Origin of the sequence: Gilvimarinus chinensis DSM 19667, assembly GCF_000377745.1 — a bacterium.
Taxonomy (GTDB): domain Bacteria; phylum Pseudomonadota; class Gammaproteobacteria; order Pseudomonadales; family Cellvibrionaceae; genus Gilvimarinus; species Gilvimarinus chinensis.
Map to the genome: position 1 here is coordinate 88753 of NZ_KB898714.1, position 23283 is coordinate 112035.

Annotated in this window: 20 protein-coding genes and 1 pseudogene; 18 read left to right on the plus strand and 3 right to left on the minus strand. The window is 50.1% G+C overall.

Annotated features, from left to right (window positions below; genetic code table 11):
- Window positions 1-633: 633 nt before the first annotated feature.
- From D568_RS0117550 to D568_RS22090, 9 genes and pseudogenes are all read left to right on the plus strand, one after another.
- Window positions 634-1692, plus strand: a complete 1059-nt coding sequence (locus tag D568_RS0117550; RefSeq protein ID WP_020210917.1) for a DUF262 domain-containing protein — start codon at window positions 634-636, stop codon at window positions 1690-1692.
- 1 nt (window position 1693) lies between these two features.
- Window positions 1694-2620 carry a HEPN domain-containing protein gene (locus D568_RS0117555; protein ID WP_020210918.1) on the plus strand — a complete coding sequence of 309 codons (927 nt, stop codon included), beginning with the start codon at window positions 1694-1696 and terminating at the stop codon, window positions 2618-2620.
- 147 nt (window positions 2621-2767) lie between these two features.
- Window positions 2768-3043 (plus strand): annotated as a pseudogene (locus D568_RS20635) (transposase); the annotation flags it as partial.
- A gap of 152 nt (window positions 3044-3195) precedes the next feature.
- Window positions 3196-3879 (plus strand): hypothetical protein, encoded by a 684-nt coding sequence (locus D568_RS0117565; RefSeq protein WP_020210920.1) that lies wholly within the window; start codon window positions 3196-3198, stop codon window positions 3877-3879.
- Between the two features lie 437 nt (window positions 3880-4316).
- Entirely contained in the window at window positions 4317-5390 is a 1074-nt protein-coding gene (locus tag D568_RS0117570; protein WP_020210921.1) for an alpha/beta fold hydrolase, read from the plus strand.
- A 427-nt stretch (window positions 5391-5817) separates the two neighbouring features.
- Window positions 5818-6339, plus strand: a complete 522-nt coding sequence (locus D568_RS0117575) for a hypothetical protein (RefSeq protein WP_020210922.1) — start codon at window positions 5818-5820, stop codon at window positions 6337-6339.
- 11 nt (window positions 6340-6350) lie between these two features.
- Window positions 6351-7280: an MvdC/MvdD family ATP grasp protein gene (locus D568_RS0117580; protein ID WP_211211723.1), complete on the plus strand. Its 930-nt coding sequence runs from the start codon at window positions 6351-6353 to the stop codon at window positions 7278-7280.
- 423 nt (window positions 7281-7703) lie between these two features.
- Window positions 7704-9566 carry a lytic polysaccharide monooxygenase gene (locus D568_RS21755; protein ID WP_020210924.1) on the plus strand — a complete coding sequence of 621 codons (1863 nt, stop codon included), beginning with the start codon at window positions 7704-7706 and terminating at the stop codon, window positions 9564-9566.
- Between the two features lie 123 nt (window positions 9567-9689).
- Entirely contained in the window at window positions 9690-12833 is a 3144-nt protein-coding gene (locus D568_RS22090; RefSeq protein ID WP_020210925.1) for a glycoside hydrolase family 9 protein, read from the plus strand.
- Window positions 12834-12892: 59 nt separating this feature from the next.
- On the opposite strand, the gene D568_RS0117595 is transcribed toward D568_RS22090, so the two are convergent.
- Complete coding sequence (locus D568_RS0117595; RefSeq protein ID WP_020210926.1) at window positions 12893-13285, minus strand: DUF3859 domain-containing protein; 393 nt, start codon at window positions 13283-13285, stop codon at window positions 12893-12895.
- 89 nt (window positions 13286-13374) lie between these two features.
- Here D568_RS0117595 and ftsB point away from each other — a divergent pair, with 89 nt between their 5' ends.
- The 8 genes from ftsB to rpoS all read left to right on the plus strand — a co-directional run bounded on the left by ftsB (window position 13375) and on the right by rpoS (window position 19633).
- On the plus strand, window positions 13375-13650 hold the full coding sequence (ftsB, locus tag D568_RS0117600) for a cell division protein FtsB (RefSeq protein WP_020210927.1): 276 nt from the start codon (window positions 13375-13377) through the stop codon (window positions 13648-13650).
- A 3-nt stretch (window positions 13651-13653) separates the two neighbouring features.
- On the plus strand, window positions 13654-14352 hold the full coding sequence (gene ispD / locus D568_RS0117605; protein ID WP_020210928.1) for a 2-C-methyl-D-erythritol 4-phosphate cytidylyltransferase: 699 nt from the start codon (window positions 13654-13656) through the stop codon (window positions 14350-14352).
- Between the two features lie 2 nt (window positions 14353-14354).
- Complete coding sequence (ispF, locus tag D568_RS0117610) at window positions 14355-14828, plus strand: 2-C-methyl-D-erythritol 2,4-cyclodiphosphate synthase (RefSeq protein ID WP_020210929.1); 474 nt, start codon at window positions 14355-14357, stop codon at window positions 14826-14828.
- Complete coding sequence (truD, locus tag D568_RS0117615) at window positions 14825-15781, plus strand: tRNA pseudouridine(13) synthase TruD (RefSeq protein ID WP_020210930.1); 957 nt, start codon at window positions 14825-14827, stop codon at window positions 15779-15781. The genes ispF and truD overlap by 4 nt, the downstream gene beginning before the upstream one ends.
- Before the next feature lie 151 nt (window positions 15782-15932).
- On the plus strand, window positions 15933-16577 hold the full coding sequence (locus D568_RS0117620) for a protein-L-isoaspartate(D-aspartate) O-methyltransferase (RefSeq protein WP_040517136.1): 645 nt from the start codon (window positions 15933-15935) through the stop codon (window positions 16575-16577).
- Entirely contained in the window at window positions 16577-17521 is a 945-nt protein-coding gene (locus tag D568_RS0117625; protein ID WP_020210932.1) for a DUF368 domain-containing protein, read from the plus strand. Before D568_RS0117620 ends, D568_RS0117625 begins: the two co-directional genes overlap by 1 nt.
- A 138-nt stretch (window positions 17522-17659) precedes the next feature.
- A complete protein-coding gene (locus tag D568_RS0117630) occupies window positions 17660-18502 on the plus strand; it encodes a peptidoglycan DD-metalloendopeptidase family protein (protein ID WP_020210933.1) in 843 nt (280 codons plus the stop codon).
- A 132-nt stretch (window positions 18503-18634) separates the two neighbouring features.
- Window positions 18635-19633, plus strand: coding sequence for an RNA polymerase sigma factor RpoS (gene rpoS / locus D568_RS0117635; RefSeq protein WP_020210934.1), 999 nt, complete (start codon window positions 18635-18637; stop codon window positions 19631-19633).
- A 77-nt stretch (window positions 19634-19710) separates the two neighbouring features.
- Here rpoS and fdxA read toward each other — a convergent pair whose 3' ends face one another.
- Together fdxA and mutS are read right to left on the minus strand one after the other, a co-directional pair.
- Window positions 19711-20034 carry a ferredoxin FdxA gene (fdxA, locus tag D568_RS0117640; RefSeq protein ID WP_020210935.1) on the minus strand — a complete coding sequence of 108 codons (324 nt, stop codon included), beginning with the start codon at window positions 20032-20034 and terminating at the stop codon, window positions 19711-19713.
- Window positions 20035-20167: 133 nt separating this feature from the next.
- On the minus strand, window positions 20168-22762 hold the full coding sequence (mutS, locus tag D568_RS0117645) for a DNA mismatch repair protein MutS (protein WP_026287134.1): 2595 nt from the start codon (window positions 22760-22762) through the stop codon (window positions 20168-20170).
- Between the two features lie 201 nt (window positions 22763-22963).
- Here mutS and D568_RS0117650 point away from each other — a divergent pair.
- Window positions 22964-23283 (plus strand): SDR family NAD(P)-dependent oxidoreductase (locus D568_RS0117650; protein ID WP_026287135.1); only part of this gene is annotated, 320 nt, incomplete at its 3' end.

A 23283-nucleotide genomic window follows, 5' to 3' on the forward strand; every position in this document is an offset into this window, starting at 1 on the left:
GCACATCCCTGTGCGCTTAGACCTTTCGCGCTCGTCCAGAGCGCTCAACCCCTAAAATCGGCTTCCACTCGGCTCAGTCGTAAACGGGCGAAAACCCCACGCGAGCTCGTTGCTTTATAGCTCTGAAATTACTTTTCTGCATCAGACACAGAGTGGGCGGCCTACTTCTTTGGTGAATAAAGACGTAACCTATGAATCGGTACGTACACCCTGAGATCCATGTCTTCGGCGCGAAACGTCCGGCCAGTAAGCGTAGCTGGCTGTAATTTTTAGTGCCGGTGTCGGTTTATTAGTGCTGCACCCCGTGCTCAAGGGAAACCTTTGAATACTGGGTTTGAACGGTAGACAGGAGAATAATATTTTTCTCGATAATTCAATAAGTTGCTGGATCTTGCACGGTAGAATAAAAAAGATTAAATTAAACTCTCAAAAAATACGAGTCGCACTTTCCCCAGACAAGGAGCTGTCAAAATATGTTTATTTCCCCTCAGTTTTCAACGGCTTCTATACCTAACTTCATCCAGTCCCTACGGGGGATAGGGTGACAGGTGAAAGTGCGACTGAGTCGCATGAATTAGCTGTTATATGATTTAAGTTGATACCAACAAGTCAGATTGAAAATTTGGATATGAAATGAAAGAAATACTAGATAAATTTGCCAGAGCACAGGAAAGCCTCGTTACTCAACAATCTGATTTCTCACTTTCGGCAATAGCGGAGATGGTTAAGTTTGAGTCAATAGATATAACACCCCATTATCAAAGAAGGGATCGTTGGCATGTCGAGAAGCAGTCTGCATTAATTGAGTCTTTTCTTCTAAATATACCCGTTCCACCTGTTTATCTCTCCGAAGATGAATATGGCACGTATACGGTTATCGATGGAAAGCAAAGAATAACAGCCATTTATGACTTTCTATCTGGAAAATTCAAATTAAAGGACTTGAAAGAAGTTCCTGAGCTAAACGGTTTTACATTTGAGCAGCTGCCTACTCAATTAAAGAGAGCTCTTTCTATTAGGCCATTCATGCGTGTAATAACGTTACTCAAACAATCTGATCCAGAATTGAAATATGAAGTTTTCTTGAGGCTTAATACTGGTGGGGAGAAGTTGAAAGCTCAAGAGATTAGAAATGTTGCGTTCGCAGGCCCATTAAATGACTTGCTTTTTGAGCTATCTGAAAATGAATTTTTAAAATCGAAGCTAAAGATAACTTCTAATAAATCAGCTGCATATAGAAGTATGGATGACCTAGAACTAGTTTTAAGGTTTTTTACAATTCATAGTCGCTGGGAGAATTTTGGTAAAAAAATATCTGTGGCAATGGATGACTTTATGGCAGAAAACCAGGATAAAGAAGTCAATGAGCTGCGGGAGCTTTTTCAGTACTCGATAGAAGGCTGCCAGAAGATATGGGGAGATTTTTCTTTTCAAAAACCATTGAATAATGGCTGGAGAGAACAGCTTATCACCCCGCTTTTTGATGCACAAATGGTAGCCGTTTCTCTTTTAGATCCGGCTAGAGTTCAGGCGTTGGAAGGTGTGCAAGATGTAGTCCTATCTGCAACTAGAGATTTATATGAAAATGATCCTGAGTTTCATAAAGCTGTGACGCAAGCTACAGGTGACACACTAGCCATTAGAAATAGAGTATCAAAGCTAAAAGATATGCTTGAATCTGTTGAGGTTTGATATGCCTTCAGCAAAAACAGACTTTATTGAGCGTATCAGGTGCCTTGATTCTTCAATTGAAACGGATGCTGTTCAGAACAGAGCATTAACTGAGAGAGAGCATAACTCAATTGCGAGAATGCTCAGAAACGGACTAGCAGTAGTGAGCTTTGCATCGTTAGAGGATTTTATTAAAAAACGATCTTCAGAAGCCATGGAAGAAGTCAGCAGGTGTACAATCGCATTTGTCGAGTTGCCAGAGAAATTACAAAGAGCAGCAACGTACGAGGTGCTTTCAGCATTGAATTACCAGTTGGGCCTGCTGGATAAGGACGACAAGCCTTCTTATATTCAAGATCATGCTCTTAAAATTTCGTCCACAGCAACTCCAAACTATGAATTGTCTAGCCATACATTTGCTCATTCTCAAGCCAATATAAGCAATGCCGTAATAGGAGATATTCTGAAGTCTTTTAATGTTGAAGACCCGTGGCGTCAAATGTCAAAAATTTCATCTGATCTAGGATTGACTGCAACGTTATCGTTGGCTGAGATATTTAAGAGTGCCTCGTTGAGAAGGCACAAAGCGGCACATGTTGCCGGAGCAGATACACCACCGACAGATATTAAGCAATTTGTGAAAGAGGCGTTCGCTATAGCGATAACGTTTGACGCCTTGCTCTCAAAAGCAATTCATAAGCTACTAGAAAATGATGACGACTTTGTTAGGAATGGCGTAAAGCTAAGCGCCAACGATATAGAATTCAGAACTATTAAATTTGTTGATAGTAAATGGAAAGAGTATAGAGGAAATAGTGTTCGCGCATTTAGGACTTCTAATGATTTCGATTCTATATCGAGAGAAGCTAGGCGTAGAGCTCTATCATCGAAGGAATTGCTCGTCGAGTTTGATGAGGCAGGACTGGTAAGCGGATGGGAGTGCCTATGATGGCACCATATAACAAGGCGCTGCTGTCGGACAAATTTTCCGCTGCGCTCCACATTTTCCGCAGAGCGCGGCGTTTAGGCTGTAGAAAAACTCTAAAAACAAGGCGTTTTTTGCTAAAATTGGGGCTTGCCAAAAGGAGAACCGGCCATGCCCAACTTCCGAAAATATAATTATGATCAGAACAGCATGGTCGTGATTAATTTTGAAGATCAGCTGCAACCCAATACGTTTGAATATACCCTTCATCGGTTGATCGAAGAGCATATTGATCTGTCAGCATTCTACGACCACTATAAGAACGATGAAGGCGGTCGCAGCGCTTACGATCCAGCCATTCTCCTAAAAATCGTGTTATTCGCTTACTCCAAAGGCATCACGTCCAGCCGGGAGATTCAGTGGCAGTGCGAGCATAATATTATCTTTAATAATTAAAAGGTGACAGATTTATTTTTGTGCTTACCTATTTTTTCATGCAGAGCAGGTACTAATTTTATATCAGGTCCTCGGTATAAGTTGATTGCCGGTTTTGCCAGTGGCCACATGGATAAAATTTAAAAAACAAGGAAATTAAGCTTATGCTTAATAGGATGCTTATTTTCGCTGTATGGATTCTTGCAGCGGCACTGATAGCTGCATGTGCCTCCACACCCGAAGGTTATATTAGCTACCCCAATAATGATCTTTTTAATAAAGGGTATGCGAGATCGTATTATCATGAGCTGCCTTTGGCTATAGGGGAAAAAGTCGAGCTTTTTGCTCAAACCAGAAGTGTGGAGGAAGGGCCGTTTTTTCAGAAAAGCTTGACGATTTTGGAAGTTGATGGGGAGGCGTTGCTCCCAGAGCCATTTCCTTCCAAAAAGTCGATATGGCCAGATATTAAGGCGGCTGAGCTTAAAGTTCTTTGCTCCGAAAAATACAGTGAATCATTGTGTCAGTCGATTGTTGCGAGGCAAGCCCTAGTAGATAACATGTTCAGCTCCGGCGAGTATGATCATAAGAGTCGACACAATATTAGAGGTCAGCAGAGCGTTGTTTTCAGGCCTGGAAACCGTAGCATTAAATTGCTTCTGTTCGGTTATTCCTCTTTGGGTCGAGGTGATATTGGTATTTATGAAGTGGATACCATCAACTTTAGTGTAGGGAATTACTTCGCACATTTTGAAGTGGAGGGTAATACCACGGGAAATCGACACGTTCGAATTTGGATCGTTGAAGAGGACTCTGGTGATACTGTCTGGGAGGTTGAAGAGCGAACGTAGCAGGCCTTGAGTAAAAAATGATAACAGGATTTTTCTGATCGCTTAGTTTTTAGACGCTATAACCATCCCTTCTGGTGTCCTTTCCGTTATTCGTGCGGTGTTTATGCGGTTGGCGGCGTTGAGCTTGGCCATGGTTTCCGGTAAATACTTGCATACGGCTTCCTCTGATAACAACAGCCGTTTGATAATTTCTGATGTGGGGTTGTCTTCGCCCGTCAACCGCCGGGCATTTCTTTGCTTGTCTGCTCGTGGGTCACTATCACGCCGTGTTAGGTGCTGCTTTGGGTTTTCAGTGTATCCTTGCGCTGAAGGTTAATCTGCCTCTGTGGGCCTGTTTTAACAAGGTGGAGCATCTGAAAATATAGCGATTACCGGGGCGATCAAGTGTATTCTTAGTCTCATTAAACCTTCGTTAACCCTTAAAAGAGCTGGTCTAGATGTTGAGTGTTACTGATAACGGTGTATTAAATGCGCGTGGAGCTTTTTGGCCAAGGTTGGCCGTTGTCGCAGTGCTGTCTCTCTTTTCCGGTCTGTTGGTGGCCTGTGATTCTAATGGCTCGGCGAGTAAGACGGTGGATGATTTTGCGCTTCAGAGCGATGCTGAAGAGTATGAACAGCTAATTACACAAAAGGCTGAGACATTAAGCACCGAACAGCTGTATAGCCGAGCTTTAACCTTGTGGGGCGGTGGTTTTCAGGAGTTGCGCGTGCCGACCTCTTATGGGGTAGCCCAGGTGGTGGTCGCTGGCCCCGAGGACGGTTATCCGGTGGTGTTATTGCACGGAATGAACACCAATTCGACGATGTGGTACCCCAATGCATCAGAACTTGCGAAGCACTTTCGTATTTACGCCATCGATTACCTTTTAGGGCCCGGAAAGTCTAAGCCAAAGCCGGGCGTTGACGAGCTTAAGCAGGTACTGGATTGGTACGGTGAAGTGTTTGTGAAGCTTCAGCTTGAGCGGTTTGCATTGGTGGGGGCATCGCAAGGTGGATGGTTTGCGACGCAATTGGCTTTAAAAGAACCTCAACGGTTGAGCCATTTAGTGTTGTTAAGCCCGGCTCAGACATTTAGCTGGATAGACCCGAGCCTCGATCTTTTTAAAAACCTAATGTTTGCCATTAACCCTGAAAAGGAAGAGGTTGGTGAGACATTGCATACTATGTCCACTGATGTCGACAAAATCGATCCCCTGTATATTGACCAATTTTATCGTTATGCCTCCACCCTTGATGCCATTCCTGCGTTGATGCTGGAGATGCGGCCTTTCGAGAGAGAACAGTTTGCAAGGCTAACTATTCCCACATTGGTGTTAATTGGGGATGAGGATATTATTAACTCTCAAGATGACCTAAGCCGTGCAAAGCAAGTATTGCATTGTGTAAGTGCGCATGTTGTCGAAAGCTCGGGCCATTTTCTGAATGTAGATGCCGCCGAATCAGTGAATAGTTACATAACGCGGTTTGTTCTTGACGGGAGCGACGCGGGTGCATGTGAATTACCCGATTGAAAGTAACTTTCTTATAACCCTTTATGTGAAGTGATTAACCAGCGGCTAATATTTTAAAATTATGGCTGATATTTTTTACCTTGAATCGAGGTGAAAAATGTAACTTTAAGATACCCGACTTCTATTTGTTTACGGTACTTTTTGTTTTTATCAAAACTCTTTTATTGCCTTAAAGTTCATTACGTTTAGATTTTCACAGCTCCCCCCCCGGATTCTAACTTATTCCAGGTTGCAAAATGATGTTGCTAATGCTGGCGACGTGTTGATGTCGGTTTTTGCAGTTTTTAGCGGCAGGCAAATAATGGCGGGTAAAACGCCAACTAGTCTTTATTCTCTTCAAGGATGCGTATAAAGTTTTCTTGCTGTTTAGTGGAGCCGCTAGACAGAAATACAACCTTGTTTACTTCGAATTACAAAGGATTTGGTTATGAAGAAAGAAGTTGATATTAAAGAATTTGAAGACGATTACGAACCTGCCGGAGAATTGGTAAGTTTTGAGCATCAACCTGTGGTGTTAAAGTTCCCTCCCGCCGCCTATCGACCTGTTGAACCAGAAGAGCTAAAAGAATGGCGAGCCGAAGTCGCCGACCGGCTTGGTCTGGATTTCGATATTGGTCCTAATTCAGGTGGTACGATTTCTTTTTGTCGTCGCGGTGGAACAGGAGCAGCCTATCGCTGCGATAGTGACATTTCGCAGGCCCCTGACTTTGCTGAGGAAGCGCCCGTAAAAGGCCGGTTAACAGCCTGGGATGCTTCGCCTGTTGTGCTTAACTTTCCCCCGGCTGCTTACGAAGTTGTAGTGCCAGAACGTATGAAAGAGTGGCATGCGGAAGTAAAAGAACGTTTGGGGTTAGACTTTGATATCGGTGGTGGGTCTGGCGGAACGGTTTCCTTCTGTAAGCGCGGTGGCACAGGTGCAGCTTACCGTTGTGACTGTGATATGGGCTAAGGGAGGCGATGGTGAAGATTGCAATTTTCACGCTTAGTGAAGATCTTCACGGGTATCTGGTGGCCGAGCAGCTGTCGTTGCTCGGCCACCAGTGCCATGTGGTTCATACTGATAGTTTGGCCGGAACCTCCTGGATAAAGTGGTATTCGGAGTCCTCAGGTCAAACACGCTTAAAAGACAGTTGTGATAATTACTTTTCTCCCTCCGAATTACATTCAGTGTGGTGGCGCAGAGTGAATGCACCACAAGTTAATGCGGCAGATTTTGGTGATTTGGCTGCACAGAAACTTGTGACGGGAGAGTGCCGAGAGGCTTTGTTAGGGTGTTTGCTTTCATCGTTTCGTGGCCGATGGTTCAACGACCCCAGAATGGAGGTGGCCGCGGATAATAAGCTTTTACAGTTGCAGGTGGCTAAGAAAATTGGCCTGGAAATTCCAGCTACACTGGTAAGTTCTGATGCCTCTGCCATTAAGCAGTTTGTTCATGACTGCAATGGACAGGCGATTGTTAAAGTGGTTAAAGGCATTGCTAACTTTTCAGTGCCTACCCGATGTGTGACGGAGCCAGATATAGCGAAAGAGAAGTCGTTGCTTGCTTGCCCTGCGGTTTGGCAGGAAATAGTACCGGGCCGTGAGCATTACCGTATTCATGTATTTGGTCGTAACGTCATAGCCGCCAAAATTGTTTCCGATAAGCTTGATTGGCGGCCGGATCTTGAAGTTCCTATTTCTGCCTTTGAGCTTCCTCAGGAGGTAAGTAATTTGTGTCAGAAATTGATTAAAGTCCTGGGGCTTGAAATGGGTATCGTAGATATGAAAATTGGTGCCAATGGTAAGCCGATATTTCTAGAGTTAAACCCCCAAGGGCAATTCGCTTTTATTGAAGCAATAACTGGAATTCCGCTCGCAAAATATATGGCTGAATGTCTGTCTGCTGATTAATGCCACGTTTTCCGTGGTTTTTATGTTGATGTTATGTGAACTTTATCGATAACATTTTTTTGGTTTAACTCCTTCCCTCCTTTGTTTTAATTAAAAATAGTTCTGTCAAAAAAAACGGTATCGATAACAATTAGATAAAAGCAATTGTCGCAAAAAAAACAAAAAAGGATTTTTAAGCCAAAAACGGAAAAACGTGCGGATAGGTTCTCAAATTAACGTTTATAAATTTGATTTTTAAGCGGATAAAGCACTCAATGATTAGCGCTTTGATAGTGCGAAGCGAAGGAGAGTGAGCCTTCGGTTTGGCTGTCGCTACCCTGGGCCCATACAGGGTGGTGGAAAGCGCTTGGATCCGCTGTGTTTTGGTTGTAGCTGCTGCGGGTTGAGCATAAATAAATAATCTCAAATCGCTCTGGAGCCTATATGCGTTACTCAAAATCTTTTTGTTCAAAACTATTGTGCAGTTCAATTGCGTTGCTGACCTCAACCGGTGCCTTGGCCCACGGTTTGATGTCGGAGCCTGCCGCCCGTAACTGGATTTGTGGGGCTGTCACCAAGCCCGACCAAGCCCAACCGGGAAGCGCCTGTGCTCAGGCGTTTGCCAATGACATGAACGGCGGGTATCAATTTATGAGCGTGTTAACCCACGATGTGGGCCGCGCAGGCGTCGACCCCTTGCCCACCAATGTGTGTGGTTTTGATAGTGAAACCTGGAACGGTGGTGCAACGCCGTGGGATGCCCCCATCGACTGGCCCACCAACTCTATGAGTGCAGGGGAGCAGACAATTACCTGGGATATTTCCTGGGGACCTCACTTTGATGACACCGAAGAATTCCGCTATTGGATTACCAAACCGGGCTTTCAATACACCGTTGGCGAAGCGCTAACCTGGGATGACTTCGAGAGCGAAGCTTTTTGTGTGTTGGAGTACGACGACGCTAATCCCAACGCCAATCCATTAGTGGTTCCCGACAAAGGCAACGCGTTATTTCATACCACCTGTACGCTTCCTGAGCGTGAAGGCCGTCATGTAATTTACGGTGAATGGGGGCGTAATTATTTCACCTACGAGCGTTTTCACGGCTGTATTGACGCGCAGTTCGATGGTGGCACTGGTCCTTTACCCGTGGTGGCTGACATTAGCCTGACCCCGGATGTGTCCACTGTAACTGGAGCTGGGCAGGTGGCCTTAAGCGCGGCTGATTCTCAAGGTGACAACTTAAGTTATCAGTGGAGTGTGTCACCGGCCAGTGCCGCTTACAGTCTAAGTGCCACCAGTGGTGTTGATACGGTGCTGAGTTTGGCGGATACCCAAACTGAGCAAGCTGTGACGGTTAGCCTGGAGGTCAGTAACGCGGATAACAGCAGTATTACCTCAGTAACCATTAATCATTTACCCGAGGCGGCCTCTAACTGGGATAGCCTGGGCGCTTTGACCGAGTCGGCGCAAACATTCAACGCGGGCGATAGTGTGCAACTGCGCTTAGTCACCGAAGCTGGTGCCGACGTTTATTTGCCCGACAACGCTTTGGTACTGACTGAGCAAACATCGGCGGCGGATGTGTGGCCGTTAGAGCTTGCACAAGTGGTTAACGCAGAAAATACCGATGTTCGCATTGGCGTTGTGAATGCGGCCGGTGAGGTTAACCCCGTGCAGAGCGCGACGCAAAACCGTGTGTACGCTCAAGCCCCCAGTCAGTACGTAAGTGCTTTTGTGGATGTTGATTCCGCATCGTCTTCATCATCTTCGTCACTGCCGGGCGAGGGCAGTTACTGCAACTGGTATGGCACGCCCACCCCCTTGTGTGAGGACACGCAGAGCGGCTGGGGTTACGAGCAGGGTGCAAGCTGTGTGGCGGTTTCTACTTGTGAATCGCAACCGGCGCCTTACGGGGTGGTGAATGACAATGCATCAAGCTCCAGCTCTAGCAGTTCATCAAGTGTTTCTTCCAGCAGCAGCTCAAACAGCTCAAGTACAGGCGGCGAAGGACTTGCCACTTGCTCCCATGTGGTAAGTAACTCTTGGGGCGCTGGATTTATTGGTGAAATCACCATTGAAAACACCAGTGGCTCGGCCATCGAGAACTGGAGTGTGCAGTGGCAGTACAGCGGTAATGTCGCCATTACCAACAGTTGGTCTGCCGATGTTAGCGGTAATAACCCCTTCCAGGCTCAGGGTGAGGGTTACAGCCAAAGCATTGGTGCTGGCCAGTCCGTAACTTTTGGCTTTCAAGCATCGGGTGCTTCTGAAGAAGTCGCCGTGACCGGTGATATTTGCCAATAGTTTTTCACGCTGAAGATTTTTACCGACCACCGCAACGGTGGTCGGTAAAACCCTGCCCGCCATTTATGTGCAGGCAAATGAAAGACCCATTAACACCAATAAAAACCTTGAGAGATCGAACTCATGATGGAGGATACAACCTTGCAACGGAAAACACTCACTCGTTTAGGCGTCTGCGCTGCAGGCGTTTTATTAAGTGCCGCGTCTTATGGACAACAACAAAACTACGGCGAGGCATTGCAAAAATCCCTTTATTTTTATGAAGCCCAGCAAGCCGGTCCGCTGCCAGAGTGGAACCGCGTGCCCTGGCGTGGTGATTCAACCCCGAACGATGGCGATGACGTAGGCCTGGATTTGCGCGGTGGTTGGTTTGATGCCGGCGACCACGTTAAATTCGGCTTCCCTATGGCTGCCACCACAACTCTGATCGCCTGGGGTGGGGTGGATTACCGAGACGCTTATGAAGAATCAGGCCAGTTGCAGCATCTGCTGAATAACCTGCGCTTTGTTAACGACTATTTTATCAACGCGCACCCTGAGCCGAACGTTTTGTATGGCCAGGTAGGTGTTGGTGGAGAGGACCATACCTTTTGGGGGCCTGCTGAAGTAGTGCACCATAAAATTCCCGAATCGCGGGTGGCGATGAAAATTGATATGAGCTGCCCCGGACCGGATTTAGCGGCCGAAACCGCTGCGGCCATGGCTTCTTCCTCGATGGTGTTTAGCCCCACCGACTCAGCCTACGCCAGCGAGTTGCTGACTCACGCCGAACAGCTGTTTGCGTTTGCCGAGGCCACCACCGGCACCGACGGCGTAGACAATGCGTATTCCAATTGCATTACCGATGCAAAGCAATTTTACAACTCGACTTACGGCGTGTACTGGGACGAAATGGCCTGGGGCGCGGTGTGGTTGTGGCGCGCTACCGGTAACGATGCTTACCTGACGAAAGCCCTTGAGTATTACGACAAAATGGGCACCGAAACCCAATCCACTACGCCGGTGTATACCTGGTCGCTGGGCTGGAACGACAAAGCCTACGGGGTTTATGTACTGCTGGCATCGCTGGTGGGTGACGAGCGCTTCCACACTGATGCTCAGCGTTACCTTGACCACTGGAGTGTTGGTAATGGAAATCGGACTCCCGGCGGCGTTGTGGTCGTAGATGGCTCTGGTTGGGGGGTTAATCGTTACGCTGCGAATATCGCGTATTTAGCCCTTTACTATGCCGATAACCTACCCGCTAACGATCCTTTAAAAGCTCGCTATCAGGACTTTGGGGTAACGCAAATTGATTATATTCTCGGTGAAAACCCAGCCAACCGAAGCTTTTTGATTGGCTATGGCAATGACTATCCCACCAATGTGCACCACCGTGGTTCCCATGGAAGCTGGGCCGATAGCTTGCAAACGCCTGAGCAACAGCGGCACGTTTTATACGGCGCGGTAGTCGCAGGGCCGGATGCGGACACCAACTATGTGGAAGATCGCGGCGACTACATCATGAATGAGGTGGCCGTGGATTATAACTCGGGCTTTACCAGTGCAGCGGCGGCCATGTTCGCGGATTACGGTGGCAACCCTATACCTGACTCGCAGTTTCCACCGAGTGAAGAGCGCGGCGACGATGAATTCATTATTGGCGCTAAGGTGAACAGTTCGGGTCCGCGCCATGTGGAAATTCGCGCGGTGCTGCAAAACCGCAGTACCACACCGGCCGAAGGTCGTGATGATTTCTCGTTCCGCTACTTTTACGATTTAAGCGAGGCCTACGCCGCGGGTTATACGGCGGACGATGTCACCATGAGCTCGGGTTATTCTCAGGCTACGTCCATCAGCGATCTGCAGCCCTGGGGTGATCCGGCGGATCATATTTACTACACCGAAGTCAGCTTTGCCGGCGATATGATTTTCCCGGGCGGGCAATCGGCTCATCGCCGCGAGGTGCAATTTCGCGCGTCTTTGCCAACCAACACCAACGCCAGTGTGTGGGACAGCAGCAACGATCCGTCTTTTGACCCTGCCTACCTGAGCACATCGGAGCGGTACGGCCACCCATCAACGGTGATTCCTGTTTACACCTCTGAGGGGTTAATCAGTGGTGAAGAGCCAGGCGGCGGTTGTGGTTCGGATACCGGGGTGAACTGCATCCCCACGGCTGATGATGTCAGCGTAAGCACCGACTTCGAAACGCCCGTCACTATTACCCTTAGTGGCAACGATGAAGACGGCAGCGTACAAAGCTATAACCTATTGGACGCTCCGGCAAATGGCACCTTATCGGGCAGTGGCGCCAGCTTGGTGTATACCCCGGATGCCGGGTTCAGCGGCAGCGACTCATTCACCTACAGTGTGACCGACAATGCAGGTGCTGACTCTGACCCCGCTAGTGTGTCTATCAACGTCGAGGCCGCTGCCGTGCCTTCGGTTGCCATTACCTCTCCGGCCAGTGGCGCTCAAGTACAACCGGGAAGCGATGTGCAAGTGCAGTTTGCGCTGGAAAATGCCGCAGGTGTACGGGTGCGGGTAGACGACCTTGTGGTTACGGATGTCACAGACGGCAACAGTGTTACCGTTACGGCGCCCGCCAGTGAAGGTAGTTTTACCATTCGTCTTACCGCCTTGGATGACGATGGTCAGGAAACCTCGGCCAGCTCCGCTATTAGCTTGGTTGCGGCCAGCGAACCTACTAATACCGCACCGGTAGCTTGCTTGAGCCCACTTAATACCGAGGTGAATGTTAGTGAGTCGGTGAGCTTTGATGCTTCGTGTTCGTCTGATCCGGATGGCGACGCGCTAAGCTACAGCTGGGACTTTGGTAATGGCCAAAACGCTTCGGGTAGCACGGCAACCGTAAGCTACGCGACAGCGGGTACTTATACCGTCAGTCTCACGGCCGACGACGGTGAAGATACCGATACCGCTTCTACTAGTGTGACCGTAGGCGATACCGGCGGTGGTGATGGTGCGCTGTGCGAGTTTGTGATCAGCAACGAGTGGAACAGCGGTTATGTCGGTTTGATTCGCATCACCAACCAGGGCAGCAGTGCCATTAACGGCTGGAATGTGAACTGGCAATTTACCGACGGCTCCATCATGACTAACAGCTGGAATGCGCAGATCAGTGGCAGCTCGCCCTACAGCGCAAGTAATTTAAGCTGGAATGGTCAAATTCAGCCGGGGCAAAGCGTAGAGTTTGGCATGCAGGTGCAAAAAGGCGGCAGCTCGGCCGTAGCACCCAATGTGACAGGCGCTATTTGTCAGTAATCTGAATCATCGGTACCGGGATGTACCACCGAGTAAGGGGCCGCATAAGCGGCCCTTTTTTATTCAGGTAGATACATCTGAAAGGTTTTGTCGGCAATCAGTTCGCCGTCAATTGCTAGGGTAATACGCCAGGGGCCGACTTTGTTTTCGATGGGTTCCCAAATGGTGTCGCCAATAAAGAAACTCCAATCGTTCTGGCGGATGTATTCTTCACCGGCAAAAGGTGCCAGCGGTTTGCCGTCTTCATCGGGAATATCAGGGTGGTATATGCAATATTGCAGTTTGCGATTTTTCGCTTTCTTGATATTGACGATATAGCCAAACTCAATACCCACTTCACAGGGGATATCGTGAGTGACTTTAATCAGTTCGGGCAATTGCTTGGATTGGTGATCCCAGGGCGTGTAAATTCCCCAGTGGTTAATCCGTACTTCGGGTTTCTTTTTGGCCATGTAGTTTTAAATACTGAAAACCGCGTATTTTACCAGCACTGGTGCAGCGCTTATAGTCAGTTGTCGGCCTCTACGCTAAACTGCCGCCTATGAAATGGTTGCTGGCAATACTAATCGTGGTTTTCTTTACCCTGCAGTATCGGCTTTGGGTGGGTGAGGGCAGTTATGCGCATCGCGCGCGCCTGACTCAGGAAATCGAGCGCCAGCAGATTGAAAACGAACGCTTGCGCGATCGCAATCGGGTATTGGCCGTTGAGGTTGAAAACCTTAAAAACGGTCTGGATGTGATCGAAGAGCGAGCCCGCAGCGATATGGGAATGATTAAAGAAGGCGAGACCTTTTTTATGACCCACAAAGAACAGTAGCCCATGAGTTTCGAAAGTGTTTCCGCGGTCGTTCCCGCCGCAGGTGTGGGTCGGCGCATGGCATCCGACATCCCCAAACAGTATTTACCCCTGGCGGGCAGTACCGTCATCGAACAAACCTTGGCAAAGTTGCTGTCTATACCCGCCATTAACGTCATTGTGGTGGCTGTGTCTGCCGATGATGGCGACTGGCAGCAGCTGCCCTTGGCCCACCACCCCAAAGTAAAAACCGTCATTGGCGGCGCTGAGCGAGCGCATTCTGTGCTGGCAGCGCTGGAGTACTTAAAAAGCGCTGGGGGTGCTGGCCAGGTACTGGTGCATGACGCTGCTCGGCCCTGTGTGCGTGTGGCAGATGTACAGCGGCTGTTGGACTCTTGCGGCGATGGGGGCGGAATTTTAGCCGCACCTGTCAGCGATACGTTAAAAAAGTCGGGCGTGGACGGTGGCATCGAAAATACTGTGCCAAGGCAGAATCTGTGGGCCGCGTTCACGCCGCAGATGTTCGAGCTGCATGCGCTGCATCAAGCGTTGCAGGGGGCATTGCAGGCTGGGTTTGAAATTACCGATGAAGCCAGCGCTATGGAGTGGGCCGGGAAAACACCGCAGCTGGTGGAAGGCCACCGCGACAATATTAAAATCACAAGGCCAGAGGATCTGCTGCTGGCAGATCTGATTCTGAGCCAACAGTTAACGAAAGGCTAGTTATGCGAATAGGTCAGGGCTTTGATGTCCATAAGTTTGGCCCGGGTGAAAAAATAGTGATAGGCGGTGTGGTTATACCTTACAGCCAGGGACTGGTGGCTCACTCTGATGGTGATGTACTGCTGCATGCCCTGTGCGATGCCTTACTTGGTGCTTGTGGCTTGGGTGATATCGGCAAGCACTTTCCCGATACCGACCCCCAATATAAAGGCGCCAACAGCCGCGAGTTATTGCGCTTGGTGTATCAAAAAATTCGCGCTGCGGGCTGGCAGCTGGGTAATACGGATATGACCATTATTGCTCAAGCGCCAAAAATGGCTCCGCATATTGAAGCAATGCGCGAGGCAATCGCCAATGATCTCAATAGTGCGATTTCACAGGTAAATGTGAAAGCCACCACCACTGAAAAGCTGGGCTTTACCGGGCGTGGAGAGGGTATCGCCGCCGAAGCCGTGGTGCTGTTAAGTCCGTTATGACCACTACCTATTCTTTAGAGTTTCCGCGCGCACACGGCGAGCCTTTAGGCAAGGCGGGGTTTCGCGAACAGTTGGAAGACTTTTACGTTAATGAAGATTTGGGCTTCACCTGCGATGGCAGCGGTGAGCATGTGTATCTTCATGTGGAAAAACGTGGCGATAACACTGAATGGCTGGCTCGCTCTATTGCCCGCCTTGCCGGAGTGGAGCCCCGTGATGTGGGGTACTGTGGCCTCAAAGATCGCCACGGTGTGACCCGCCAATGGTTTAGCGTTTATTTTCCCAAGGGTGACGAACCCGATTGGCAGGCCCTGAACAGTGAAACCGTTACTCTGTTAGAGGCCACCCGTCACAAGCAAAAGCTGCGGCGCGGCCAGCATCGCAGCAATGGTTTTGTTATTGTGCTGCGCAACCTCAGCGCCGATAAAACCGCGGTGGATGCGCGACTGCAGCTTATCGCCGCCCAAGGCGTGCCCAATTACTTTGGCGAACAACGCTTTGGTATCGGTGGCGGCAACCTTGAGGCGGCCAACCGCATGCTGGTTGAAGGCATCAAGGTCAAAAATCGCCACAAACGCTCGTTGTATTTATCCTCTGCGCGTAGTTACTTGTTTAATCAAGTGCTGGCCAAGCGTATCGAGCAGGGGCTGTGGCGTACCAGCATTGAGGGCGATATTGAAGAGGGCGGCTGCGTCACGGGGCCATTATGGGGGCGGGGCAGACTGGCCACCAGCGCAGAGGCCAAGGCCTTGGAAGAAACCGTTCTTGCCCCCTGGCAGCACTGGCTTGAGCCGCTGGAGTTTACCGGTCTAAAGCAAGAGCGGCGCGCGCTAGTCAACATGCCCGAGGCGCTGAACTGGCATTGGCAGGGCGAGCATTTACAGCTGTCATTTTCGCTGGGGGTGGGCGCCTACGCCACTTCTTTATTGCGCGAGCTGATTGAGTGGGAGTGATCGTTGCGCGGCTTTGCGCAGCAGGCTGAGGTCGCCCCGATTTATGCTATAGTGGCGCCAGAAAAAATCCGACCGGTTGGGCTGCAGCCCGCTAAGTCGGCACTATGGGGTAAAGGAAGGCGTGAGCAATTTAATTCTTGAAGGCGTGGGCATGACGTCCCTTCGCACGCGCGAGCGATTGGTGCAGAGACTAATGGACCAAGGCGTCAGCGACTATAAAGTTCTCGATGTTATCCGCAGTACTCCGCGCCATTTGTTCTTGGACGAAGCTCTTTCTCATCGCGCCTACGAAGATTCAGCCCTGCCCATCGGCTACGGCCAAACCCTTTCCCAGCCTTACATCGTTGCCCGCATGACCGAGATTCTGCTCGCTGCCAGCGGCGGTAAGCTCAAGCGTGTGTTAGAGGTCGGTACAGGCTCGGGTTACCAGACAGCGGTGCTGGCGCAGCTAGTAGAGCAGGTGTTCAGTGTCGAGCGTATCAAGCCCTTGCAGGACAAAGCGCGCCAAAGGCTGCGTGATTTGGGGCTTCGCAATGTGCAGCTCAATCATGCCGATGGCGGTTTTGGCTGGCCCTCAATGGGACCATTTGATGCCATTCTTAGCACGGCCGCGCCCCAGTTTGTGCCCGAAGAGTTAAAACAACAGCTTGCCCCAAATGGGGTGTTGGTCATCCCGGTGGGGGGGCATGCGCAAAGCCTGCAATTGATTGTGCGCGACGGCGAGTCGGATAAATTTATGACGCAAGAACTCGAGCCAGTAAAATTTGTCCCGCTGTTATCGGGGACGACTCGTTAATGCTGTTACAGGTCATAAAGGGGCACGCCAGTACGTTTTTAAAGGGCATGGCCATGGGCGCTGCGGATGTAGTGCCCGGCGTGTCTGGCGGTACCATCGCGTTTATTACCGGTATTTATGAGCGACTGCTTAAAGCGCTTAAGTCTTTTACCCCTCAAACATTGTTGATACTAAAGCGCGACGGCTGGGCCAGTGCCTGGCGGCATGTGGATGGCAGCTTTCTGCTGGCCCTGTTTGGCGGTGTTTTGTTCAGTATTGCTACGCTTTCGCACCTTATCGCTTACGCGCTAGCCAATTATCCATTGCAAATTTGGGGTTTCTTTTGCGGTTTAATTATCGCTTCTACCCTTTATTTAGCGCGCACTCTGGATTTGCTTCACCCTAAAACGCTATTGGCACTAGCGTGCGGTGTGTTAGTGGCGCTGGCAATCTCGGTACTAAAACCGGTTGAGGTGCCAGTCAGCGCACTTACGGTACTTGGTGCGGGAGCTATTGCCATTTGCGCGATGATTTTACCTGGAGTCTCAGGCAGCTTTTTGCTCTTGGTTTTGGGAATGTACCCGGTATTCGTGCGCGCTGTGACCGAGCTTGATTTTAAAATACTGGCTTTATTCGGGACGGGGTGTGTGCTGGGGTTGCTGTTGTTTTCGCACGTATTGTACTGGCTGCTGCAGCACTGGCGACGCATTACTTTAGGGGTATTAACCGGTTTTTTAGCGGGTTCTATTGTTATTGTTTGGCCCTGGAAGCAAGTGTTGGTGGAGCGTATAAATCGTCATGGTGAGATGGTGCCCATAGTGCAGGAAAATATCTCGCCTTGGGTGTATGAAGCCGTAACAGGAAATCAGGCGGCTATTGTATCGGTATCGATCAGTGCGTTATGTGGGGTTGTGCTGGTGTTACTGCTAGAAGGGGTTGGGCGTAACAATCGAGATTGCTCGTAGGTTGGGCCTTATGCTCGGTAGTCGAGATTTGAACGCTTCTTTTAAGCAGATTAAGATGAATTTCTAATAACCCCGAATTGGTAATCGCGTATTTAAATAAGCTGGGGCTGAGATGATCTTCCTCTATGGGGACTCGGGATGGTAAAAATGTGGACGAACACGCTGTGGCGCCCAATTAAACTGTTCATTATTTTGAACATCGCTGCAGTAGTCGCTTGTTCATCCCCCCCTCCTGCGCAAGTGGCCGACCGTCAACAACCCCCCTCTCGTAAAATTTTAATTCACACTGTTGCCCCAAATGAAACCCTTTACAGTATTTCGTGGCGCTATGGCTTAGATTTTCGAGAACTTGCGCGGCATAATGGAATAGGCCCACCTTATACAATCTATGCATCGCAGCAGCTCAGGCTGGATGTAGATGACGCCTCAAAACGTAAACCTCCACCGGCTATCGCGGCGCGGGAACCCGCTCCTCAGCCTGCGCGGCCCAGCACCCGTGAGGCTGAAACGGTAAAACGTCCTGCACCTACAGCCCCGGTTAAACCGCCGCGTTCTGAAAATAAAACACCAAGCGTTAGCGATAACAAACCCCCGCCGAAGCTGACGGGAGCGGTTACATGGCAGTGGCCGGCTCGCGGCAACGTCATTGCTGGCTTCAGCTCATCAAGTGGTTTGAATAAAGGTATTGATATTAGTGGCAAATTGGGAGAGCCTGTAGTGGCAGCCGCTGATGGTTATGTGGTTTATGCCGGTACAGGGCTGCGCGGGTACGGTAAGCTGGTTATCGTTAAGCATAATGAAACCTTTCTCAGTGCCTACGCTCACAACAGGGCGCTTCGGGTGCAAGAGGGAGAAAGTGTGAAAGGTGGCCAGCAGATTGCCGAACTAGGTTCTAGTGGTACGGATAAAGAGAAATTACATTTTGAAATCAGACGCGATGGCAAGCCGGTAAACCCGCTGACGTATCTGCCCAAACGTTAGTAGATGATTACCGCTTTGAGCGGCGCTGTCTTTAAAATGAAACCTACAGGAAGTAGCTATAGGAGTACCACTTGAGTTGACAACGGTCGGCAAGAGGTATTTGCCGGAAAGGACCAATAAGGGGACCTTGCCATGCCAGTAGAAAACAGGGAAACAAGTAAAGCAAAGCACGACGACATGCTAATGTTGCAGACTACGGAGTCTGATCTCGAAGAGGTGGTTTTAGAAGAGCCCAGGCCCACAGTCAGTCGAGCGAAGCGAAAACGTCCGGATAACCAATTCGCAGCAGACAATTCCAGTCTGGATGCTACCCAACTATATTTAAATGAAATAGGCTTTTCACCTTTGCTCAGTGCTGAAGAGGAAGTGTATTTTTCTCGTAAAGCACTAAAAGGTTGTGAAGCGTCACGCAAGCGCATGATAGAAAGTAACTTGCGCTTGGTGGTGAAAATATCCCGTCGCTATGTCAATCGCGGCTTAGCGCTTTTGGATTTGATCGAAGAGGGCAACCTTGGTCTGATTCGCGCGGTTGAAAAATTCGATCCAGAGCGCGGCTTCCGGTTCTCAACCTACGCCACTTGGTGGATTCGCCAGACCATTGAGCGAGCAATCATGAACCAGACGCGTACAATCCGCCTACCTATTCATGTGGTAAAAGAGCTAAACGTGTATTTGCGGGCGGCGCGCGAGTTAACCCAAAAACTTGATCATGAGCCCTCGGCAGACGAGATCGCCACTATGCTGGATAAGCCGGTGGGTGACGTGGAAAAAATGTTAGGCTTGAATGAACGAGTGACTTCTGTCGATGTGCCCATCGGAAACTCTTCCGACCGCACTATAGTGGATACTATCGCCGATGCGCATGACACTGACCCTGCGGCATTGATGCAAGATGATGACATGAACATGAGCCTGGATTTATGGCTCGATGATCTAAGTGAAAAGCAGCGTGAAGTATTGGCCCGTCGCTTTGGGTTGCGAGGTCATGAAGTCAGTACCCTGGAAGAGGTGGGTAAAGCGATTGGGTTAACCCGTGAAAGGGTGCGACAAATTCAAGTAGAAGCCCTTCGGCGTCTGCGGGATATTGTCGAAAAGCAGGGGCTGAGCAGCGAGAGCTTATTTGGTGCCTGACTTCTTACCAGCCTGAAACAAAAAAACCGCGCTTAGCGCGGTTTTTTTATAGCTGTCTTGCTAAAAGTATATGGATCTTATCGTTCCAGATACTGCAGCTTGTTCTCTACACCATCCCATTCTTCGGCATCCTCGGGGGCGTCTTTTTTCTCAGTGATGTTTGGCCATACTTCAGCCAGCTCAGCGTTTAACTCAAGGTAAACCTCTTGCCCTTCGGGCAGCTCATCTTCCGAGAAAATTGCATCCACTGGGCACTCGGGTTCGCACAAAGCGCAATCGATACACTCGTCTGGATGAATCACCAAGAAATTGGGGCCTTCGTAAAAGCAGTCGACCGGACAAACTTCTACACAGTCGGTATGTTTACATTTAATGCAGTTATCCCCAACTACGAATGTCATTGTGTGACTCCACGGTTACCAGTAGTTTTAAAAGTGGGGCATTTTAACAGCATTTGCAAGTTTTGGTAGGGGCTCACAGGCCCCTAATCTATTGTTTGTAAGGGTATTTTGCGCGATTGAAAATCGTTTTTATTTACAATGATTTTAACTGATAAAGAGCTTCCAAAGCTTGCTTAGGTGTCAGGTCATCGGGGTCGAGCTTCTCTAAGGCTTCCACCGCCGGGTGAGGCGCGCTGTCAAACAAGCTGGTTTGCATTGGCGAAGGGTCGCTTGTGTTGTTATTTGTTTGAGCTGAAATAGGGCCGCCTTGGTCGGGAAGCTGGTGGTGATTTTGTTCCAGGTTTTGCAATTGTTGTTGCGCTTGGGCCAACACCGCAGCGGGAATTCCTGCAAGCTTTGCCACCTGAATGCCGTAACTTTTGCTGGCAGGGCCCTCTTGCACCTTGTGCATAAACACAATGGAGTCTTTGTGTTCGGTTGCGTTTAGATGCACGTTGGCGATGCCGGGTAATGAGTCCGGCAGCTCGGTCAGCTCAAAGTAGTGGGTGGCAAACAAAGTAAATGCGCGCAAATTTTCGGCCAGGTGACGGGCGCAAGCCCAGGCCAGTGCCAGGCCATCAAAGGTGCTGGTGCCGCGGCCAATTTCATCCATCAATACCAGGCTGCGGTCGGTGGCGTTATGCAAAATGTTGGCGGTTTCGGTCATCTCTACCATAAAGGTAGAGCGGCCGCCTGCTAAATCGTCTGACGATCCGATACGGGTAAAAATTCTGTCTACCATACCGATCTTGGCGGCTGCCGCAGGCACAAAACTACCCACATGAGCGAGTAGAACAATTAACGCGGTTTGCCGCATGTAGGTTGACTTACCGCCCATGTTGGGTCCGGTCACAATCAGCATGTGACGCTCGCGGCTAAAATCCAGGTCGTTAGGAACAAACGGGCCGTCCAGTACATCCTCAACCACTAGGTGTCGACCACCCTCAATTTTTATACCGGAAGCTTCGTTTAAATCAGGTTTAGCTAAATCCAGCGCTTGGGCGCGCTCGGCAAAATTACCTAGCACATCCAGCTCTGACACGGCGGCAGCGGAATCTTGCAGCGGGATTAATTGCTTGTTCAGAATTTCCAGCAGTTCTTCGTACAGTGCTTTTTCTCGCGCCAAGGCACGGCTTTTGGCGGACAGTGCTTTATCTTCAAACTCTTTTAGTTCGGGGGTGATAAAGCGCTCGGCATTTTTGAGTGTTTGCCGACGAATGTAATCGGCAGGGGCCTGGTCGGACTGGGCTCGGGTAAGCTCGATAAAGTAGCCGTGGACACGGTTGTAGCCGACTTTTAAGGTTGAGATACCGGTGCGCTCGCGCTCACGGGTTTCTAAATCAACCAAATACTGTCCAGCGTTTTCGCTGATGCCCCTCAGCTCGTCCAGCTCGCTATCGTAACCTTCGGCGATAACGCCGCCGTCGCGAATCACCACCGGTGGGTTTTCGACAATGGCGCGATCCAGTAAGTCGACTAACTCGGGAAACGTACTGATGGTTGCGGCCAGTTCCTGCAAACGGGGCGCTTGGCATTCGCCCAACGCCGATTGCAACTCGGGGTAAGTGGCGAGCGAAATGTACAGCCGTGACAAATCCCGTGGGCGGGTAGAGCGTAACGCCAGTCGACCCAAAATGCGCTCCATATCGCCGATGCGCTTGAGTTTATCGCGCACCGGCTCAAAACGGTAGTTGTCGGCAAGATTTGCCACGGCATCCTGGCGGGCCAGCAGCGTATGCATATCGCGTAGTGGGCGGTTGAGCCAGCGGCGCAGCAGGCGCGAGCCCATGGCTGTGGCGGTTTTGTTGAGCACGGAATACAGCGTGTTGTCGTCACCGCCGGTCAAGTTTAAGTCGATTTCCAAGTTGCGGCGTGTGGCCGAGTCCATCGCCACGGCTTCATCGCGATTTTCATGACCGAGAGTGCGCACATGAGGTAGAGCGGTGCGTTGAGTTTCGCGGGCGTAGCTTAACAGGCAGCCTGCCGCCGCGATGGCGGTTTGCAGATGATCACAACCAAAACCGGACAAATCCTGCGTGCCGAACTGCTGTGTCAGCAAACGCTCGGCGGTTTCCAGCTCAAACTCCCAGGGGCCACGGCGGCGTACGCCTTTACGGTTTTCGGTGATTTCAGGTAAGTCCAACTCGTCGCTGATTAACAGTTCGGCCGGATTCAAACGTTGCAGTTCGCCGTTGGCGGCGTCTAACCCATCAACCTGCAAGACTAAAAAGCGCCCGCTGGCGATATCCAGTGAGGCAATGCCAAAGGTGTCATCGTTGCGATGCACTGCGACCAGCAAGTTATCACGGCGCTCATCCAGCAGTGCCTCATCGCTCACCGTGCCAGGCGTTACCACCCGCATGACCTTACGCTCAACAGGTCCTTTGCTGGTGGCAGGGTCGCCAATTTGCTCGCAAATTGCCACGGAAACTCCGGCGCGCACCAGCCGCGCCAGATAGCTTTCAGCCGCATGGTAAGGCACCCCGGCCATTGGAATGGGCTCGCCTCCGGACTTGCCACGAGCGGTCAAGGTTACGTCCAACAACTCCGCCGCTTTCTTGGCATCGTCAAAAAACAGCTCGTAAAAGTCGCCCATCCGGTAAAAGACAAGCTCGTTGGGGTGCTCGGCTTTTATGCGAAGGTACTGTTGCATCATGGGGGTGTGCTGGACTGTTTTTGCGTTGCTCATAATTCTTGAAAGGTCGTTTCGGGCTGCTTTTAGTGTGGACGCGCTAGGATACTTGGATGCCCGAAGCAAGGCCAGCCTTGCAATGGTTGGGAGCAAGATGGTATTTGCTGGAAACCGGTTTCGCGTAAGGGTGGAGGGGCCGGTATAATCGCGGCGGCTGAGCCTATAGGGCTGTTACTTTATGTGCATAACGGAGTGGGTATGAGTGCAAACGGGATTGTTCTGGTTACCGGCGGGGCGGGTTACATTGGTAGCCACGTCTGTGTTGAGCTTATTGGCACGGGGTTTACGCCCGTTATTGTTGATAATCTGTGTAACAGCAACCGCGAGGTGCTGGAGCGCATAGAGACGATTACCGGTATCCGGCCAGAACTGCATGAAGTCGATATCCGCGACCGAGCGGCGTTAGATGCGGTGTTTGCCGCCCACAGTTTTACGGCGGTGATGCATTTTGCGGGCCTTAAGGCCGTGGGCGAATCCACCACCATTCCTTTGTCTTACTACCAGAACAACGTTGCCGG

What these genes read in the sequence shown, in the direction of transcription:
- D568_RS0117550 (WP_020210917.1), top strand. Translation starts at nt 634, where the DNA reads ATGAAAGAAATACTAGATAAATTTGCCAGAGCACAGGAAAGCCTCGTT.
- D568_RS0117555 (WP_020210918.1), top strand. Translation starts at nt 1,694, where the DNA reads ATGCCTTCAGCAAAAACAGACTTTATTGAGCGTATCAGGTGCCTTGAT.
- D568_RS0117565 (WP_020210920.1), top strand. Translation starts at nt 3,196, where the DNA reads ATGCTTAATAGGATGCTTATTTTCGCTGTATGGATTCTTGCAGCGGCA.
- D568_RS0117570 (WP_020210921.1), top strand. Translation starts at nt 4,317, where the DNA reads ATGTTGAGTGTTACTGATAACGGTGTATTAAATGCGCGTGGAGCTTTT.
- D568_RS0117575 (WP_020210922.1), top strand. Translation starts at nt 5,818, where the DNA reads ATGAAGAAAGAAGTTGATATTAAAGAATTTGAAGACGATTACGAACCT.
- D568_RS21755 (WP_020210924.1), top strand. Translation starts at nt 7,704, where the DNA reads ATGCGTTACTCAAAATCTTTTTGTTCAAAACTATTGTGCAGTTCAATT.
- D568_RS22090 (WP_020210925.1), top strand. Translation starts at nt 9,690, where the DNA reads ATGATGGAGGATACAACCTTGCAACGGAAAACACTCACTCGTTTAGGC.
- D568_RS0117595 (WP_020210926.1), bottom strand. Translation starts at nt 13,285, where the DNA reads ATGGCCAAAAAGAAACCCGAAGTACGGATTAACCACTGGGGAATTTAC.
- ftsB (WP_020210927.1), top strand. Translation starts at nt 13,375, where the DNA reads ATGAAATGGTTGCTGGCAATACTAATCGTGGTTTTCTTTACCCTGCAG.
- ispD (WP_020210928.1), top strand. Translation starts at nt 13,654, where the DNA reads ATGAGTTTCGAAAGTGTTTCCGCGGTCGTTCCCGCCGCAGGTGTGGGT.
- ispF (WP_020210929.1), top strand. Translation starts at nt 14,355, where the DNA reads ATGCGAATAGGTCAGGGCTTTGATGTCCATAAGTTTGGCCCGGGTGAA.
- truD (WP_020210930.1), top strand. Translation starts at nt 14,825, where the DNA reads ATGACCACTACCTATTCTTTAGAGTTTCCGCGCGCACACGGCGAGCCT.
- D568_RS0117620 (WP_040517136.1), top strand. Translation starts at nt 15,933, where the DNA reads ATGACGTCCCTTCGCACGCGCGAGCGATTGGTGCAGAGACTAATGGAC.
- D568_RS0117625 (WP_020210932.1), top strand. Translation starts at nt 16,577, where the DNA reads ATGCTGTTACAGGTCATAAAGGGGCACGCCAGTACGTTTTTAAAGGGC.
- D568_RS0117630 (WP_020210933.1), top strand. Translation starts at nt 17,660, where the DNA reads ATGGTAAAAATGTGGACGAACACGCTGTGGCGCCCAATTAAACTGTTC.
- rpoS (WP_020210934.1), top strand. Translation starts at nt 18,635, where the DNA reads ATGCCAGTAGAAAACAGGGAAACAAGTAAAGCAAAGCACGACGACATG.
- fdxA (WP_020210935.1), bottom strand. Translation starts at nt 20,034, where the DNA reads ATGACATTCGTAGTTGGGGATAACTGCATTAAATGTAAACATACCGAC.
- mutS (WP_026287134.1), bottom strand. Translation starts at nt 22,762, where the DNA reads ATGAGCAACGCAAAAACAGTCCAGCACACCCCCATGATGCAACAGTAC.